Origin of the sequence: Planococcus sp. 1R117A (genome assembly GCF_051417975.1) — a bacterium.
GTDB classification, from domain to species: Bacteria; Bacillota; Bacilli; order Bacillales_A; family Planococcaceae; genus Planococcus; species Planococcus shenhongbingii.
On sequence record NZ_JBPRLO010000010.1, the window covers coordinates 33,145 to 50,894 of the forward strand.

Consider the following 17,750-nt stretch of genomic DNA (forward strand, 5'->3'; position numbering starts at 1 on the left):
GATTGATCAAAAAACAGTTTAAAATTGTAACATAATGTTAAATATTACCCGAAATAAGCATGTAATTTATCGGCCAGCAAACCGAATTCTTTTATAGAAAGTGTTTCTCCTCGGCGTGATGGTTCAATTTCTGCTTCTTCCAATGCTTTTAAAATCAGCTCTTTTTTTTCTTTGCCAAGAGGCATCGCCGACTGTAAATTGTTTAGGATGGTTTTCCGGCGCTGAACAAACGATCCTCTAGTTACCGTGAAAAAGAAATCTTCATCAATTACTTTTACTTGCGGCTCCGGGCGTTTGATCATCCGAATAACAGCGGAATCAACATTTGGCTGTGGCATGAAGACGGTCTTCGGCACAGTCAGGGCCATTTCTGCTTCGGTGTAATACTGGATAGCAATCGACAACGATCCATAGGCTTTTGTGCCAGGCTTTGCGGTGATGCGCTCCGCTACTTCTTTTTGGAGCATAACCACTAAACCTCGAATCGGCAGTTTTTCAAGAAGCAGCTTCATAATAATCGGTGTTGTGACATAATAAGGCAAATTTGCTACCACCATGATGTCTTCATATCCGGCAAGTTCTTCCTCAATGGCTGTCTGAACATCAGCTTTTAAGATATCTGAATGAATAATGGAGATATTGTCGTATGGAGATAAAGTGTCTTTCAACACCGGCAGAAGACGCTGATCAATTTCAAACGCCAGTACTTTGCCTGCTTCACGAGCCAAATGTTCTGTCAAAGCTCCGATTCCGGGTCCAATTTCAATAACAGCTGACTCTTTTGTCAGCTTTGCCTTGCCGACAATTTTCCGGAGAATATTTGGATCAATCAGGAAATTTTGGCCGAGACTTTTCTTTACAGTCAGGCCATGTTTCGCCATGATTTCCTGAGTGCGTATGGGTGTAGCAATATCTTTAATCATGAAAGTTCCTCCTGGTTTAACGCTTGTACAGCTTCGATAAATTGAGTTTTGGAGATCCCAAACATATGAAGCCTTTTTTGAAGCTGTTTTCCATTGGTATAGCCTATTTGGAGCAAAGCTCCTAAGCGGATTCGGCGCATTTTAGCTTGAGGGTGCGCTACTAATGCTGCGTCCATCAAATCCTCCATGGTAATTTCAACCGCATCTTCTGTTTGACGCGGCGTATACACAGCCGATAATGCTTCTCGGATATCTTCATCTTTGGCATGTTCTATCCCAAGCCCTTTGCCGTTTTTCGCAATGGTCTTTTCTTTTGCTAAAAAGGCATGCTTTACGCCCGGCACATGTTCTTCAATAATAGCACGGATTCGCTGTCCAGGATAATCAGGGTCTGTAAAAACGATGACTCCCCGCTTTTGCTGGGCATGGGCAATGCGCACCAGCGTTTCTTTCGAAATTGCAGAACCGTTTGTCTCTAGCGTATCTGCATTTATAGCACGTTTGACTGCTACTGTATCGTCTTTTCCTTCAACTATGATTATTTCTTTGATTTTCACTTTTGGTTCCTCATTTCCAGCACTTCTTGTTTTCTCCCGCTTTAACGGCTGTTGCTTTCCAAGCAAAAGATGCAGCTTTAAAGTTCCGTTTAGCCAAGCTACTACTCACAACATATAAAAGCATCCGTGAGTAAAGTTTCTCTTTATTCTACACGCAGCCGGGCACATAAGTAAAAGGCTTTCCCGGGAACTCCCAAGAAAGCCTTTGCTGATACCGCTATCTCTATTAGTTAAGGACTGTAACTTTTAGCTGCTGGCGTCCAAATGCGACAGCATCTGAATGATTGGCCATAAACAAATCAATCTTGTTTCCTTTGATTGCTCCGCCCGTATCTCCGGCAACCGCATAACCATATCCTTCTACGTAAACTTTAGAGCCAAGCGGAATGACATTCGGGTCTACCGCGATGACTTTAAGGCCTGGATTCGCCATTAAGTTAATGCCAGTAGCAGTAATGCCTGAACAGCCCGCGCAGCTTGCTGTATACGCTGTAGCGGATACATAGAACTCTTTGCCGCTACTTGGCGCGGCCGCTTTAGTTGAAGCAGCAGCTGCTTTTCTTGAAGGTTCAGCTTTTTTGGCCGGTGCTGCTTTAGGTGCGGCCGCTTTCTGAACTGGCGCAGCTGAAGCTTGTTGAACCGGTGCTGTCGAAGCTTTTTTCTCAGGAGCTTTAGCAGTGGCACCACGTGAAACGCTGGCCACAACTACTTTTGTCCCAACTGCTGTAACTTGTTTTGTCGGTTCTTTAACCGTTTTTTTACTCTTAAGATCGCGTTTTACTTCTTTGCCGTTTTCTTTCACAACTTCATAAGTTTTAGAAACGACACCATTCTGGCCTTTTTGGACAAGTTTTTCCTGCCCTTTTAAAAGCTTAGAATCTTTTTTCGTTTCTGCTGCAAATTTCACAGAATCCTCCACTACATCGGTGACCTTTTCTACACGAACCACTTGGACTTTGGAATTCGGAACAACTTTTTCATCCATTCCGTTTTCAACCCGGTCAAGTTCGCCTAGCGTAATTTTGTTCTGTTTTAAAAAGTCAGCGACCGTAGTCGAAGTGGACCATACTTTTTTCTCTTCCAAGCCATCTACCAGAGTTACCTCATATGCTTTTTCAACAGAAATCGCTGTATCCTCATCTACTTCTTCATTTAATGCAGGTGTCACTTTATCATGTTCTGTAACTTCAACATTCGCTTTCGCTAAAATATCTTTTACTGTATTGGCTGTAGTCCAGGCAGCTGTTTCTTTGCCATCAACCGATACTTTATATTGCTCTGCCTGATCCCATTCAAGTGCAGTATCTTCTTTAATAGCGCTATCTGCAGATTGGCTTAAATAATCATCTTTAGCCACTTGTATTTGTTGTTCTTCTAAAAACGCCCCTACTGTATCAGCGTGCGTCTTAACTTCTGTTGTTTCGCCGTTTGCCGTCATCTTCACCGTGTTTTTCGTTCCTTCGTAAATAGCGAACGTCAAAACAGCAGCAAACATCAATACAGTAGCAATTGCAACAAGTAAAGATTTTCCTTTATATAAATTAACTGACTTGCTATTTTTTTCTTGTTCTGTCAAAAATAACTCCTCCTCTTTCACTTGAGTGATTGTATAGACTCGATTTCCTTGTGTCAACTTAAACGGGCTTTTCTTATTTTGACCCTTGCTCTGTTAGGTTGAAAAACTGTTCTGCGTTCCGTGTCGTAATTCGGGCAACTTCTTCTACGGAGATGCCTTTCAAGCGGGCAATCTCTGCTGCGACAAGAGGGACATAGGCTGGTTCATTCCGTTTTCCGCGATAAGGATGTGGAGCCAGGTACGGTGCATCCGTTTCAATCATTAAATGATCGAGGGGAATTTCTGCTGCAACTTCTTTTGGCTTTTTGGCATTTTTAAAAGTGACTGGTCCGCCAAGGGAAATCATGAAGTTCATGGCAATGCTTTCACGTGCCGTTTCTACACTGCCGCCGAAGCAATGCATCACGCCGCCAACTTCATGTGCTTCTTCTTCTTTTAGTATGCGCAGCACATCCGACGTCGCATCCCGATTATGGATAATAATCGGCAATTTGACTTTTTTGGCCAGTCGAATTTGTTTGCGGAATACTTCTTGCTGCACTTCTTTTGGAGATTTGTCCCAGTAATAGTCCAAACCGGTTTCTCCAATTCCCACCACTTTTTCATGAGCCGCCAACTCTTCAATCCACTTTAAGTCTTCTTCTGTGCAATCAATGGCATCTACTGGATGCCATCCAACTACGGCATATATAAAATCATGTTTCTCGGCAAGCTCGATAGCACGTTCAATCGTTTTCCGATCGAACCCAATGACAACCATTTTTGTAACATTGTTTTCTAAAGCTCTGTCGATTACTTCATTTAAATCTTCATCATACTGGTCTGCATTTAAATGCACGTGGGTATCTATGAACATCAGGCATTCTCCTCACATTACACCTTATTCTAATCGTTTCCTTCGTTTCTTTCTTCACACCAATATTACAGTTGTATAACAAAACATGTTATTTGTATAACAATTCAATCCATTTATTGGCACCTTCAACCAATAAAATACAAAATGAAAAAGGACCTGTAATTTCTTACAGGTCCTTTTAAAATCAAATCATCCTTTTTCAATCTATGGAATGAACGATTATGGATAATTATTTCTCTTTATTTAATTTGAGCGCCATTTGGTAATTTCTCGTCCACTGCCGCTAAAGTCAAATATCCGTTTTTCTCCCCGGCCAAAATCATCCCTTGAGAAAGCTCGCCGCGCAGCTTAACCGGTTTCAAATTGGCCACGACTACTACTTTTTTGCCGACTAAATCTTCTGGTTTATAATGCTCTGCAATTCCAGAAACCACTTGGCGCTGCTCATAGCCTAAATCCAGCTGCAGTTTCAGCAATTTCGAAGTTTTTGGAACTGCTTCGCTGGCAGTTACCGTCGCTACCCGCAGATCCACTTTCATGAATTCATCGATTGTGATCTCCGGGACATCGGGTACTTCTTCAATCATCTCTTCCACCAGCTCTTCTGTTTCTGCTGGGGCATCAGTTCCCCGCATTTGCTCGCGGATATAGGCAACTTCCGGTTCTACTTCAAGACGCGGGAAAATCGGTGTTCCTTTTGATACCACTTTAATGCCTTCTGGAATCTTACCGAATTCCTGCAATGTTTCCCATGCCAAAAATTCTTCAGACAAGCCCAGTTGTTCGATAATCTGCTTTGGTGCATTCGGCAAGAATGGCTGAAGCATGACGGCGGTCATCCGCAGGCTTTCAGCTAAATGAGCCATAACCGAAGCGAGTTTGCCAACAGCGTCTTCATCTTTTGCCAATACCCATGGCTGTGTTTCATCGATATATTTATTGGTGCGTGAAATCAATGCCCATACTTCACTTAGCACAATGCTGAATTGCATTTTTTCCATATGCTGCTCATAAACTTCCACTGTATGTTTGGCTACTTGCTGAAGTGTCGCATCAAACTCCGTTTCTAGCCCTTTCACTTGCGGAACTTGTCCGTCAAAGTATTTATTGATCATCGATATGGTACGGTTCAATAAGTTGCCTAAGTCATTGGCCAAATCAAAATTGGTGCGTTCTACAAACGATTCAGGCGAGAAGACGCCATCTGAACCAAATGGAAGCTCACGCAGCAAGAAATAACGGGTCGCATCGAGCCCGTAGCGCTCTACCAGCATTTCCGGATAAACCACATTGCCTTTTGATTTCGACATTTTGCCGTCTTTCATCATGATAAAACCGTGGGCGAAAACTTTCTTCGGCAATGGCAACTCCAAAGCCATCAAGAAAATCGGCCAATAAATGGTATGGAAACGGACAATGTCTTTGCCGACTACATGGACATCGGCCGGCCAGTATTTATTAAATGCTGACTCGTCATCTGAACCGTAGCCAAGCGAAGTAATATAATTTGATAAAGCATCCACCCATACATAGATTACATGTTTGGGATCTCCAGGAACCGGAATTCCCCAGTCAAATGACGTTCTTGAAACGGATAAATCTTCAAGACCCGGTTTGATAAAGTTATTGATCATTTCATTTTTGCGGGATTCAGGTTCAATAAATTCAACATGGTTCTCATAATAATCAAGTAGGCGGTCCGCATATTTCTTCATATTAAAGAAGTAGGACTCTTCTTTAACTTTATGGACTGGCCGGCCGCAATCCGGGCAATTGCCGTCCACTAACTGTCCTTCTGTATAAAAAGACTCGCACGGCGTACAATACCAGCCTTCGTATTGTCCTTTGTAAATATCGCCATTGTCCAAAAACGTTTTAAAAATCTTCTCGACGCCTTTTTTATGGCGATCTTCAGTAGTTCGGATAAAATCATCGTAAGTAATGTCCATAGTGGACCATACCTTTTTAGCAGCGTCAGCCATTTCATCCACATATTGCTGAGGAGCTTTTCCAGCTTCTTGAGCTTTTTCTTCTATTTTCTGGCCATGCTCATCCATGCCAGTCAAGAACCGAACGTCAAAACCGCGCAAACGTTTGTAACGAACCATAGCATCCGAAGCCACCGTGGTATAAGCAGTTCCAATATGGAATTTTCCGCTTGGATAATAAATCGGTGTTGTCAGGTAAAAAGTATTGTTGTTAGCAGTCACGAAAAATTCCTCCAGTTTCTTTGTATAGTTCTTATTTTAACGAAGTCGCCACTATTGTACAATCTTTCAATTCCAAGGCCTTTTTCGACATTGGCGAAGTAGCGTAAATATTGAAAAAAAGACTCGGTTTTTTTCATATCTCCTTAGTCTGGCAGATTAACAATAAAAATAACTTTAAACATCAATTTTATGCCCTATAATGTAAAAATTTATTATAATTTCGATAGTTTTATATTGACCAAATTGCCAGTACTTGGTATGATTTATGACAGGAAGTGGTAAATGTCGAATTTTGACGAAAAACATCCGACAAATTTGAAGGGAGATTATTATTATGAAATCGACAGGTATTGTACGTAAAGTTGATGAACTAGGCCGAGTGGTAATTCCAATTGAATTGCGCCGTACTTTAGGAATCGCAGAAAAAGATGCTTTGGAAATTTACGTTGACGACGATAAAATTATTCTAAAAAAATATTTACCTAATATGACTTGTGCTGTGACAGGAGAAGTTTCCGATGACAACATGCAGTTGGTTGGCGGTAAGCTGATTCTAAGCCCAGAAGGCGCAGAAATGCTAGTAAAAGAAATTCAAAACAACTTAAAAAAATAAGTCAAGACAGTAAAAAACCGGAGCGGTTCCAGCGCTCCGGTTTTTTATATATGATATGCCTGATAGACATCCCGTTTTGATAGATGGCGTTCCTGCGACACTTCTTTAATTGCTTCTTTAGAAGTCAATTGCTTCTTCTCCATCAGTTCATCTACATGGGCTGCAATCGATAAATGCTCCCACCATTTCTCTTGTTCAACGATATCAGGAGAAGCGTTTCCTTCTATAATAATGCAAAATTCTCCTCGAATAGTATTCTCTTCTGCCCACTCTACAGCCTCTTCAATGGTGCCGCGTAAAAACTCTTCAAATTTCTTTGTGATTTCACGGGCTAACGTAATTTTCCGTTCATTGCCGAAAGTTTTTTGCACGCTTTTTAAACTGTCTTTTAATCTATGAGGTGCTTCGTAAAAAATCAACGTTTCTTCTTTTTGGCTCAGTGTCTCCAGTTCAGCATGGCGCTCTTTTTTATGGCGTGATAAAAAACCGTAAAAAAGGAAAGGCTGCGGAGTGATGCCGGAAGCGATCAATGCACTAAGCGCGGCATTGGCGCCAGGAACTGGCACTACCGGAAAGTCTTCTTCCACTACACGCTGCACGATGTCTTCTCCTGGATCTGAAATGCATGGCATACCGGCATCACTAACCAATGCCACCGACTTTCCTTCATGCAAATAAGAAAGAATTTTATAGCCGCCGCTGTCTTGATTATGCTCATGATAGCTGACGAGTTTGGTTTGGATATCGAAGTAATTGCATAAATTTTTCGTATTGCGGGTGTCTTCCGCTGCAATGATGTCCACTTCTTTTAAAATGCGGATGGCTCTTACGGTCATGTCTTCCAAATTGCCGATCGGCGTTGCTACTAAATACAGTGTCGCTTTGTTTTCCACAAAACTTTTCTGGGACTTCATTTGCCATCTTCCTTTCCTTCAGCAATATAGCGGATTTTTTGCGGTTTCGATAATTGCTTGAAGGCGTATTCCGCTTTCATTGCTGCGGGCTTTGCATCAAAACTTTCATGGTGAATGATTTTGACCGGACCTTTGGCTCGCGTATATTTCGCGCCCTTTCCACTGTTATGAGCTTCTAGCCGTTTCTGCAGGTCATTGGTATAACCGGCATAGTAGGAACCGTCGGCACATTCAAGCACATAAAAATAATGCTTATTCGTTTCCATAAAGCAATTCTCTCACTTCTTCTGTATATTCCCCGTTCTCTCCATAAACAATCAGCGGTGGCAGGATTTTCAAATCCGGCTTGCCATCTTTTATGCCTTCGATTAACAGTGTATTCGCTTCCTTGCCGGCTTTTGGGTAAACCAAACGAACCCTTTTCGGCTCCAGCCGATTCGCACGCATGGCTGTGATGATATCAATGAGGCGTCCAGAGCGATGCACAAACGCTGCTTTCCCGCCTTGTTTCAGAAGCTTGCTGGCGGCCTCGACAGATTCATCCAGGGTTAAATAGAGTTCGTGGCGGGCAATTGCCATATGTTCACTGAGGTTTTTATCACTCATTTCATGCGCAGGAAAATAAGGAGGATTACAGGTCACTACATCGAATTTCTCAATTCCAAGCTGAGCCGGGATTTCCTTTACATCGCCTTCAATAATGCTGATTTGCTGGTGCAAACCGTTATATTCCACGCTTCTGCGTGCCATGTAGGCAAGCCGTTCCTGAAGTTCTACCCCAATGATGGAAGATTCCGTTCTGGCGCTTAAGAACAACGGAATGGCTCCATTGCCCGTACATAAGTCCACGATTTTTCCGCGTTTTAACGGCACATAGGCAAACCGGGCAAGAAGTACCGCATCCAGCGAGAATGAGAACACGGATGGACTTTGGATGATCCGCAAATCTTCCGCCAATAAATAATCCAGTCTTTCGTCATCCAATAACATCTTTCCACCTCCTTATACATAATAAAAGGCTGCCGCCACAAAAAGTGTCGGAGCCTTTTTTTATTGTTGTCTAGCTGCAAGAGCCCGTTTCTCCGGTCATAAGCAACCCAGTTATGTAGCAAAGAACGCCACTTCACTGGTCTGTCTTATACTTATCAGAGCTGAACAGGCGCTTCCGCTTTCTTTCAGTTTTGCTTGTTTAAAAACGACAGGCAAAACAGGCAATCATCGCCTTTTCGTGAACTGCCAAAATGAACATGACATACATGGTAACCTTCATGGTATAAACGTGCCAAGTTATCGTAGCCTTCCCCGATATCCATAGCTGCTTTTTTCAGTTTCACCGGATCCACAACTGCTGTTTCCGGAACCGCTTTATGAAGTTCATCCAAACGTGCCCGCAAATGATGATTTTCAAGCTGCAGGGCATGATGTTCTTCCATCGTATGGGCCACTACCGCTTTCAATTCACGAAACTGCTCTTGCATCGACTCCAATTGCTGTTCAAAATCCATGACCGTGTCTAAAAAGTTCTTCTCTTTCACTTAAAAACCACCTCACGCTCTCGTTCCTTGGCCCATTATCTCACTTAATGAGTATTCTAATGTCTGTTCTTGCTCAGCTAAGCGAATTTTTAACACACGCTCTAAAATATTCATGCCAACAACGCGGCCTTCCCCGTCTGGAGTTGTTACACGGGCACCAACATCCGGCATTTCTTTTTTAGCAGTTTCATATTCGTCGTTCTCGTATTTCAGGCAGCACATCAAACGTCCGCATAACCCGGAAATTTTCGATGGATTCAGAGACAGATTTTGATCTTTTGCCATTTTAATCGATACCGGCTCAAAGTCGCCCAGGAATGTTGAGCAACAAAGCATCCGGCCGCAAGGGCCAATACCGCCCAGCATTTTCGCTTCATCTCTTACTCCAATTTGCCGAAGTTCAATGCGAGTCCGGAAAATAGAAGCCAAATCCTTAACCAAATTGCGGAAATCGACGCGCCCTTCCGCTGTGAAATAAAAGATGACTTTATTGCGGTCAAATGTATATTCCACATCCACTAATTTCATCTCCAAGCGATGCTCTTCGATTTTTTGCGTGCCCATTTCGAAAGCACGTCCTGCTTCCAAGCGATTTTCTTCTACTTGCTGGCGGTCCCGGTCAGTCGCTACGCGTACCACTTGTTTCAATGGCAGCACAACATCATTTTCCTCAACCGTTTTTACCGGCACAACAACTTTGCCGTATTCTATACCCCTTGCAGTTTCTACGATGACATAATCGTCTTTTTCAATCGCAAATTCTCCTGGGTCAAAATAATATATTTTACCCGCCTTTTTAAAGCGGACACCAATGACATTATACAATTGCTTATCCCTCCCGCAGGTTCAGCATTAACTGCTCCATGAGCAGCGTTCGATTCATATTGCGCGGCAATTGCTGTTTGGCTTGTAAAATCGCCTGCAATTGCTTAGATAATACTGGAAACGAACGCTGAAGCGCCAACTGCTTCCATGTTTCTTCCATATCTGGATATGTTCGCGCAGTTTCAAGACCCGCTTTTACCGAAGCGATGTCCCGATATGCAAATAATAACATGTCGAGCCCTCTTTCGGTATCCTCTTTTTCTTTAAATACTGGAAGCCATTCAGATTGCAGCAATAAAAGAGCCTCGTGGACATTGCTGTTAATGGCTTCCATTAATTTTAACACAATTTTGCGCTGTTGGATAAAAGCTTCATCCGAACTTAAGCGCACCGCCTCTTCGGTATTTTGCGTCACCATGCTAACAGTCGAAGCCATTGAAGCAGTCATGCCACCGCTAAGCAACTGCTCCATCATTTTCGGCCGCGACAGCGGCTGAAACGATACAATCTGGCAACGCGACCGGATTGTCGTCATGATGGCATTGAGTCGTTCCGTCAACAAAATGGCGGTAACGTTCATTTCGGGTTCCTCTAAAAATTTCAATAACGCATTAGCCGAGGCATTATTCATTCGGTCTGCATCTTGAATTACATATATTTTACGGCCGGTACTAAAGCCCGTTTTATTCATATTGAAAATCAATTCACGAATCTGATCGATTTTGATGTTTTGTCCATCCGGCTCAATAAAGACGATGCTTGGGTGGTTGCCTGTATTATAGAGATGGCAGCTATGGCATGTTTCACATGGAACATTTTCTATAGGAGCTTCGCAAAGCAGAAGCTTTACAAAAAAATGGGTCACTTCCGTTAATCCGGAACCGGCTGGCCCTTCAAATAAATAAGCATGTGCCAACCGATCTTTTGCATAGGCACCTTGCAGTCTTTTCATCACAACCGGCTGCATTTCCTGAAACTCTTCGATTGTCTTTTGCATATTTTCACCTTCATTCAGCCTTTGTAAAAAACCCCGTGTTCCAGTGGGAGCACGGGTATCTCATCTAACATATATTACTTAACGCGTTTTGCGTCTTAAGGGATGTTTAAAAATGATGGAACTGTTCAATTGGCAAGACAAAAATTGTCGCGCCTCCTACTTCCACTTCAACTGGATATGGAATATAAGAATCTGCATTGCCGCCCATTGGTGAGACAGGGGCAACCATTTGTTCACGTGAACGGCAATTATCCCGGATTAAATCCATCAACTTCGGCACGAGGCCATCCTCGACACCAATCAAAAAAGTGGTATTCCCTGAGCGCAAGAACCCTCCAGTACTGGCAAGTTTGGTAGCCCGAAAATCATTTTTTGTTAACGCGTTGGATAAGCGATTACTATCTTGATCCTGCACGACTGCAACGACGAGTTTCATCAGCACTCACTCCTTTTCTGTATTTCTTCTATATAAGTATACCATGAAGAAAAGCTTACACTGCATATCTTCCCAGCGTTTATCAAATTCTGGGTGGATTTATAAAATTAGTGACTGTATGGAAAGCGTGCTGGAACACCGTCTCGATATCCCTTCCAGCATCAATCACTTGAATCCGGTCTGGATACTGTCCAACAAGCAATTGATAGCCTTCACGCACCGCTTCATGGAATTTTAACGATTCCACATCCAAACGGTTTACTTCCCGGCCTGCATCTTTTTCAATGCGGGCAAGCCCTACTTTGGGTTCTACATCAAAATAAAGCGTTAAATCCGGCATGTATTCATCTATGGCAAACTTATTGATGGCATAGATTTCTTTTATGCCAAGGCCTCTCGCATGTCCTTGATACGCCAAACTGCTATCTATGTACCGATCACACAAAACCACTTTTCCAGCTTCAATGGCTGGAATAACTTTCTCGACTAAATGCTGCCTTCTTGCTGCGGCATATAGCAAAGCTTCTGTCCGTGCATCCATTTTGACATTGTCACGATCCAATATGACTTTCCGGATTTGTTCTGCAATCTCAATCCCGCCCGGTTCTCTTGTACAGACAACTGAATGACCCCGCTGCTCCAATGCAGAAGCCAGACGTTTTAAAATACTGGTTTTTCCGGATCCTTCTCCGCCTTCCAGCGTAATCAAATAACCCATTCTTTTCTTCACCTGATTTCTTCATGTTTAATCCCTTTAACTATACAGGAAATGAACCTCTTAGAACATGGTAGACGCAGCCCGGCTTCGAGCATCTCAAAGAGGCAGCAGGACGAGCTTATTCCTCATCTTCTGCCACTTGATATGCTTCTTCGTACAACACAAGCTGGCTATTGATTTCCGGTTCTCCATCTTTCTTTTTGACATAACGGTACTGCCCTGTTGCATCTTGTTCCCGCGCCTTCATATTATCTTTTAAAGCAATCTCCAAAACATGCTCTATTTGAGCTTTGATTCGATTGCTGTAAACAGGGAATAAAATTTCAATGCGGTTTTCCATATTTCGTGTCATCATATCCGCTGAAGACAAAAATGTCTTTTCTTCTCCGTTATGGTAGAAATAATAAATTCGGCTATGTTCCAAAAGGCGGCCGACAATGCTTCTGACACGGATGTTTTCACTCACGCCTTTAATCCCTGGGCGCAGGCAGCAAATTCCCCGGACGATCAAGTCAACTTTTACTCCCTCGATCGACGCTTCGTATAATTTCTTGATGAGTTCTTTATCGGTCAAAGAATTCATTTTAGCGATAATGCGGCCATTGCCAAACTTCTTATGGGATTTGATTTCCGCTTCGATCAATTCAAGAAAGTCTTTTCGGATGCTGAACGGTGCTACGGATAAATGATGAAATTCCGGCTTTTCGGTATAGCCGCTCAAAAAATTGAAAAAGTTGGTCGCATCTACACCGAATTCCCGTACAGAAGTGAATAGGCTCATGTCCGTGTAAATCTTCGCTGTCTGATCGTTGTAATTGCCTGTCCCCAGATGTACAAAACGAGCTATTTCTCCATCCTTTTTGCGTACAACCAAGGTAATTTTGCTATGAGTTTTAAGATGGGTCATCCCATAAATCACATGGCACCCAGCTTGCTCCAGCTCTTTTGCCCATTGGACATTGTTCTCTTCATCGAAACGCGCTTTGAGTTCCACCAAAACAGTGACTTGCTTGCCATTTTCAGCCGCTCTTTTTAATGCTTTAATAATCGGCGAATCCCCACTAACCCGGTACAGGGTTTGTTTAATCGCCAATACATCCGGATCATCAGCCGCTTTTGACATAAAATCCACGACCGGTTCAAAGGATTCGTATGGATGATGCAGAAATACGTCTTGTGCAAGCACTTTATCAAAAATGTCTTCATGAGAAGACAAGTCGCGAGGCGGTTGAGAAATCCGGCTTTCGTAGACAAGTTTCTTATGCGTTTTAGACATTTTTTTATAAAAATTGAAAAACAGCGTTAAATCCAATGGACCTTCAATTTCATACACATCTTTTTTGCTAATTTCCAAGGCTTCTGTTAAATAAGCCAGCATTTCGGAATCTATGCCTTCTTTTTGCACTTCAAGACGGACTGCTGCTCCCCATTTCCGCTTCCTCAGCTCTTCTTCAATCTCTTTCAATAAGTCCCGGGCGCCTTCCTCATGAATTGTCATGTCGGCATTGCGGGTGATACGGAAAATCGATGTAGAAGCCACTGTAAAGCCTTGAAACAGCTTGCCAATAAAATGCCTAATGACATCTTCTAATAAAACAAAGCGCTCCTTGCCTGCCTTGGCGTCCAAATAAACAAAACGATCGAGTACAGCCGGCACTTGAACAATCGCTGTTTTAAATTGATTTTTTGCTTCTTCATCTTGATCTTTAAGCAGGACTGCCAAATTGATGCTTCTATTCAAAAGCATGGGAAATGGCCGATACGCATCAATTGCTAATGGCGTAAGGACAGGGAAAATCTGCTCATCGAAATAAGTTTCTATTTCTTTAAGCTCTCGGTCCGCCAATTCCGCCATTTTGAAAATCCGGACTCCTTCATGCCTCATTTTTGGAATCAATAAATTGCGCAATGTCTGATATTGCAATTCTACTAATTGATGGGTTTTACTGCCGATTTCTTTCAATTGCTGCCTCGGAGTCATGCCGGCTTTATTTTCTGGCCCTGCAAAACCTACTTTTACTTGATCTTGGAGACCCGCTACTCGCACCATGAAAAATTCGTCGAGGTTCGAACTGAAAATCGACAAAAATTTGAAACGCTCCAGCAATGGATTGCGTTCATCTATTGCTTCTCTCAGCACCCTTTCGTTAAAAGCAAGCCAGCTGAGTTCTCTATTGTTGTAATAAGAAGGATTATCCAGATCAACGGTATTTTTTTTCGTCGTAATCACATTCTCCGCCATCCTTTGTCTTCAAATTCTCGGCCACTTCTATACCTGATTACTGTGGCTGCCGTGCTAATTCTTCATGGAATTGCAGTTCAATGGACTTTTTCAAGTGCTTTTCAAGATGTTTTTTCTGTTTTTCTGCCTGGTATTGTTCTGGCATCCAGTCACTATTGCACTCTATTTCAAACACAAGTTGTCCTGCTGTCGGCTCTTCAATTCGAATGGCTTCAATAATATTCCGTTTGGTTGCATTCAAACTGTAAGCAAGTTTGACAATGGCCCCGAACAGACTGTATTTTGCCAGTTCATCTTTCGTAAACCAATCTTCATAAAGCGCGGTATTCCGCTTGAAAACTTCCCGGTTTTTAAAAGAGGCAATTAATGCCACCGTCATGCGATCTTTATGCAATAACCCATCAATTGTACGGTTTGCCAATAAATAAAATGTATGTTGATGGCTCGCTTCTGCATCAATATAGGAGCCAAGATTATAAAGCGCGCTGCCCAAACGAAGGTATTTCATGTCTTTAGAATCCAGAACAAAGACTTTGCACTTTTCCAGTTCATTGAAAATCATCAGGGCATTCTTGCTGACATGAGAAGCATGATTCAAATTGATGTCAAAATCACTTGCCAATTCATAAAAACTTTCTTCCAAAACGTTCGGGAAAATGGAAAGCTCAAATTCTTTCGTCATTTCTTCATAAAATACGCCGTCTCTAAGCCCTTTTCTGCTTAAAGCAAATTTATTTGTTTCAATATAATCCATCAAATAAGAAAAAACCTCAATAGCCGGTATAATGATGTCTGCGCGGTCTCTTGTCAGGCCTTCCAAGCGCTGGATTTCAGGAAAATCCATGCTCAACAGCAGATTTTGCACACCTTTAACGTTTTTAGCCGTCATCATATATTGGTGAATACCTGCAACCGGGTAGCCGATATATTCCTGATGGATCTGGGCTAAGTTCCGTGCACTTCCCCCTATTCCAATCAGCGGCAGCTTTTTATTAGCAAGCCATGGCAAGGTTTGGAACTGTTCTTTTAAAAATTTGCGAAGCGTCTTTAGTTCTTGCGAAGTGGGAAGATCCTCTTTGATAAATTGCTGTTTCAAAGACAATGCTCCAAACGGAAAACTATAGAAAAAGATTAATTTCCGATTTTGAAAATAAGTGATTTCCGTGCTTCCTCCACCAATATCCACTGTAATGCCATTTTCAAAAGGCGTAGAATTTACGACTGCCAGAAAGCCGTAATTTGCTTCCTCATATTCAGACAAAATCCGCATCGAGAAATCCGTTTCTTTTTCAACACGCTCTAAAATTTCCTCTTGATTAGTAGCTTGCCGAATCGCTGCAGTAGCTACACATCTAATTTCCTTCAATTTATGATGTCTCGTTACTTCCTGGAAACCTTGAAGAGTATGTATCAATACATTGATTCCTTCAGTTTCCAGATGTCCATTCTCCGACAAATAATTGCGCAAACGGGCAACAGCTTTGACGTTTTCACTTTCTGTCAGTTTTCCACTTTTGTCGCGTGTGTAAATGACAAGCCGCATCGTATTTGAGCCGATATCTACAATTGCATACTTTTCCTGATCCAACATAATTTCCACATCCCGCCCCTGTAAAATTTCGTATACTATATCATACCCATTTTTCAGAAATTATGACTAATTTGTTGCAGGCAGTACGCAGATTAATTTTTCTTCTAAGCGAAGGTCTCCTTGAATCTGAGCCCCTGTCGACAGATAATCCATCAATCCTTCCAGTTTATCCATGGTCCATTTTTCACCAGGAACAATCAAAGGCACGCCAGGCGGATAAGGAATCACCATGCCAGCCGAAATCCGGCCAAACGCTTTTGTATAAGAGATCCACTCCCTTGCTTCCATATCGAGTTGCGCATAAGAGATTTCAGGAACGCTGATATTCTGTTGGATGGGCATTTTCACTATAACCGCTTCACGAGGTGCTTGTGTTAAAGCTTGCACCGCTTCTTTTATACGGCTGCGGACCTCTGCAAAAGGATAGCTATGCGGCTGTTTTAATAAAGGCAAAATCATCAGAACCTGGTAAGGATCTGCCAGTTCTGCATGGATTCCCACCTTTTCCAATTCTTTTTTTAGTTGAAAGCCACTATTATATTCGGTTCTAAGCATCAATTTTAAAGGATCATCCGATTCAAAAACCTCAAGTTTTGGAATGCTCTTTAACCCCTTCACAAACTGTTCTCTTTTATCTTCAAAATGCCGCATGTCCGGCTGCGTATAATTTTGAACAAATGCCCGTGCATCGTCCAGCGAAGCCATAATAAGATAAGAGGGGCTGCTGGATTGCAGCATTCTTAAATACTTCTTGATTTTTTCTGCATTTACTAAATTCCCTTTTATATGTAAGAATGACCCCATTGTCATAGCTGGCAAAGTTTTATGCGCTGAATGCACCACTACATCCGCTCCAAAAGCCAACGCTGAAGCAGGATAGGGTTCGCCGATTTGAAAATGGGCACCATGCGCTTCATCCACTAATACCGCGATGCCTTTGGAATGGCAAAGAGCGATAGTTTCTTTTAATCCTGCTGTTGCCATACCGTAATAATTAGGATAAGTCAGAACCACTGCCTTTGCTTCCGGATACGCTGTCACCGCTGCTGCAATATCTGCAAAGGCTACTCCAACAGCAGTCAACGATTCATCGTCCCATTCAGGTGCTACATAAACCGGTCGTATTTTTGCTAATTCAAGTGCATGAAAAACTGATTTATGGGAATTTCGCTGAACAATTACTGTATCGCCTTCTTTGCAGACGGCATGTATCATTGCCAAATTGCCTACTGTCGACCCATTAACGAGGAAAAAGCTTTCATCCGCTCCGTAAGTGGCTGCCAGCAGGCTCTGTGCTTCACGAATAGCTTCTTCGGGATAATGAAGATCATCTAAACCGGTAACTTCTGTTAAGTCATAAGAGAGGGCTGTACGGATTGCTTGTGGCAAGCCAGATAACTCGCCGTTCTTATGGCCTGGCACATGAAATGAAATCGGCAGTGGCTGCTGAAATGCAGTTAAAGCTTCTACTAAAGGTTTTCGATGCGTCATGATTTTCATCCTTACGTTTTTTTTCGTTATGTTTAGTATATATGAAAGCAATAAGTTACGCTGTGCATCTGATGAGCGTCAATCAAAAACTTATTTAACGAAAACACAAAAAAGCCGTTGCCGGGAATACCGGCAACGGCTTTTTCTTCTTACAGGGCCCAGCAATGTCCTACTCTCGCAGGGGGAGACCCCCAACTACCATTGGCGCAAAAGAGCTTAACTGCCGTGTTCGGGATGGGAACGGGTGTGGCCTCTTTGCCATCATC

General features: G+C 42.5%; 17 protein-coding genes and 1 rRNA gene. 1 reads left to right on the plus strand and 17 read right to left on the minus strand.

The genetic code is table 11. The features are described from left to right. Positions 1-44: 44 nt before the first annotated feature. The 5 genes from rsmA to metG all read right to left on the minus strand — a co-directional run bounded on the left by rsmA (position 45) and on the right by metG (position 6,122). Complete coding sequence (rsmA, locus tag ACSFXN_RS19005) at positions 45-923, minus strand: 16S rRNA (adenine(1518)-N(6)/adenine(1519)-N(6))-dimethyltransferase RsmA (RefSeq protein ID WP_437151789.1); 879 nt, start codon at positions 921-923, stop codon at positions 45-47. Then, on the minus strand, positions 920-1,480 hold the full coding sequence (gene rnmV, locus ACSFXN_RS19010; protein WP_300990890.1) for a ribonuclease M5: 561 nt from the start codon (positions 1,478-1,480) through the stop codon (positions 920-922). Before rnmV ends, rsmA begins: the two co-directional genes overlap by 4 nt. Before the next feature lie 226 nt (positions 1,481-1,706). Beyond that, the gene (locus ACSFXN_RS19015) at positions 1,707-3,056 is read right to left on the minus strand and encodes a ubiquitin-like domain-containing protein (protein ID WP_437151790.1); all 1,350 of its coding nucleotides are present in this window, start codon (positions 3,054-3,056) and stop codon (positions 1,707-1,709) included. A gap of 73 nt (positions 3,057-3,129) precedes the next feature. Then, positions 3,130-3,912, minus strand: coding sequence for a TatD family hydrolase (locus tag ACSFXN_RS19020; RefSeq protein WP_437151791.1), 783 nt, complete (start codon positions 3,910-3,912; stop codon positions 3,130-3,132). Between the two features lie 239 nt (positions 3,913-4,151). Continuing rightward, the gene (gene metG, locus ACSFXN_RS19025; protein ID WP_437151792.1) at positions 4,152-6,122 is read right to left on the minus strand and encodes a methionine--tRNA ligase; all 1,971 of its coding nucleotides are present in this window, start codon (positions 6,120-6,122) and stop codon (positions 4,152-4,154) included. 334 nt (positions 6,123-6,456) lie between these two features. On the opposite strand from metG, the gene ACSFXN_RS19030 reads away from it, so the two are divergent. After that, positions 6,457-6,735 (plus strand): AbrB/MazE/SpoVT family DNA-binding domain-containing protein, encoded by a 279-nt coding sequence (locus ACSFXN_RS19030; protein WP_036802110.1) that lies wholly within the window; start codon positions 6,457-6,459, stop codon positions 6,733-6,735. 44 nt (positions 6,736-6,779) lie between these two features. Here ACSFXN_RS19030 and rsmI read toward each other — a convergent pair whose 3' ends face one another. From rsmI to rrf, 12 genes are all read right to left on the minus strand, one after another. Then, positions 6,780-7,649 carry a 16S rRNA (cytidine(1402)-2'-O)-methyltransferase gene (rsmI, locus tag ACSFXN_RS19035; RefSeq protein WP_437151793.1) on the minus strand — a complete coding sequence of 290 codons (870 nt, stop codon included), beginning with the start codon at positions 7,647-7,649 and terminating at the stop codon, positions 6,780-6,782. After that, positions 7,646-7,915 carry a GIY-YIG nuclease family protein gene (locus ACSFXN_RS19040; RefSeq protein WP_437151794.1) on the minus strand — a complete coding sequence of 90 codons (270 nt, stop codon included), beginning with the start codon at positions 7,913-7,915 and terminating at the stop codon, positions 7,646-7,648. The genes rsmI and ACSFXN_RS19040 overlap by 4 nt, the downstream gene beginning before the upstream one ends. Further along, a complete protein-coding gene (locus ACSFXN_RS19045) occupies positions 7,902-8,639 on the minus strand; it encodes a tRNA1(Val) (adenine(37)-N6)-methyltransferase (protein ID WP_437151795.1) in 738 nt (245 codons plus the stop codon). Before ACSFXN_RS19045 ends, ACSFXN_RS19040 begins: the two co-directional genes overlap by 14 nt. Before the next feature lie 185 nt (positions 8,640-8,824). Continuing rightward, on the minus strand, positions 8,825-9,184 hold the full coding sequence (gene yabA, locus ACSFXN_RS19050; RefSeq protein ID WP_300990883.1) for a DNA replication initiation control protein YabA: 360 nt from the start codon (positions 9,182-9,184) through the stop codon (positions 8,825-8,827). A 12-nt stretch (positions 9,185-9,196) separates the two neighbouring features. Next, a complete protein-coding gene (locus ACSFXN_RS19055) occupies positions 9,197-10,009 on the minus strand; it encodes a PSP1 domain-containing protein (protein WP_300990882.1) in 813 nt (270 codons plus the stop codon). A gap of 4 nt (positions 10,010-10,013) precedes the next feature. Beyond that, complete coding sequence (holB, locus tag ACSFXN_RS19060; RefSeq protein WP_437151796.1) at positions 10,014-11,006, minus strand: DNA polymerase III subunit delta'; 993 nt, start codon at positions 11,004-11,006, stop codon at positions 10,014-10,016. A 106-nt stretch (positions 11,007-11,112) separates the two neighbouring features. After that, complete coding sequence (locus ACSFXN_RS19065; protein WP_052649532.1) at positions 11,113-11,442, minus strand: cyclic-di-AMP receptor; 330 nt, start codon at positions 11,440-11,442, stop codon at positions 11,113-11,115. An 82-nt stretch (positions 11,443-11,524) separates the two neighbouring features. Continuing rightward, positions 11,525-12,160: a dTMP kinase gene (gene tmk, locus ACSFXN_RS19070; RefSeq protein WP_437151797.1), complete on the minus strand. Its 636-nt coding sequence runs from the start codon at positions 12,158-12,160 to the stop codon at positions 11,525-11,527. A gap of 118 nt (positions 12,161-12,278) precedes the next feature. After that, positions 12,279-14,390: an RNA degradosome polyphosphate kinase gene (locus ACSFXN_RS19075; RefSeq protein WP_437151798.1), complete on the minus strand. Its 2,112-nt coding sequence runs from the start codon at positions 14,388-14,390 to the stop codon at positions 12,279-12,281. A gap of 49 nt (positions 14,391-14,439) precedes the next feature. Then, positions 14,440-15,993: an exopolyphosphatase gene (gene ppx, locus ACSFXN_RS19080; protein WP_437151802.1), complete on the minus strand. Its 1,554-nt coding sequence runs from the start codon at positions 15,991-15,993 to the stop codon at positions 14,440-14,442. 66 nt (positions 15,994-16,059) lie between these two features. Beyond that, entirely contained in the window at positions 16,060-17,484 is a 1,425-nt protein-coding gene (locus tag ACSFXN_RS19085; RefSeq protein ID WP_437151799.1) for an aminotransferase class I/II-fold pyridoxal phosphate-dependent enzyme, read from the minus strand. Between the two features lie 156 nt (positions 17,485-17,640). Beyond that, positions 17,641-17,750 (minus strand): 5S ribosomal RNA (rrf, locus tag ACSFXN_RS19090); the annotation flags it as partial.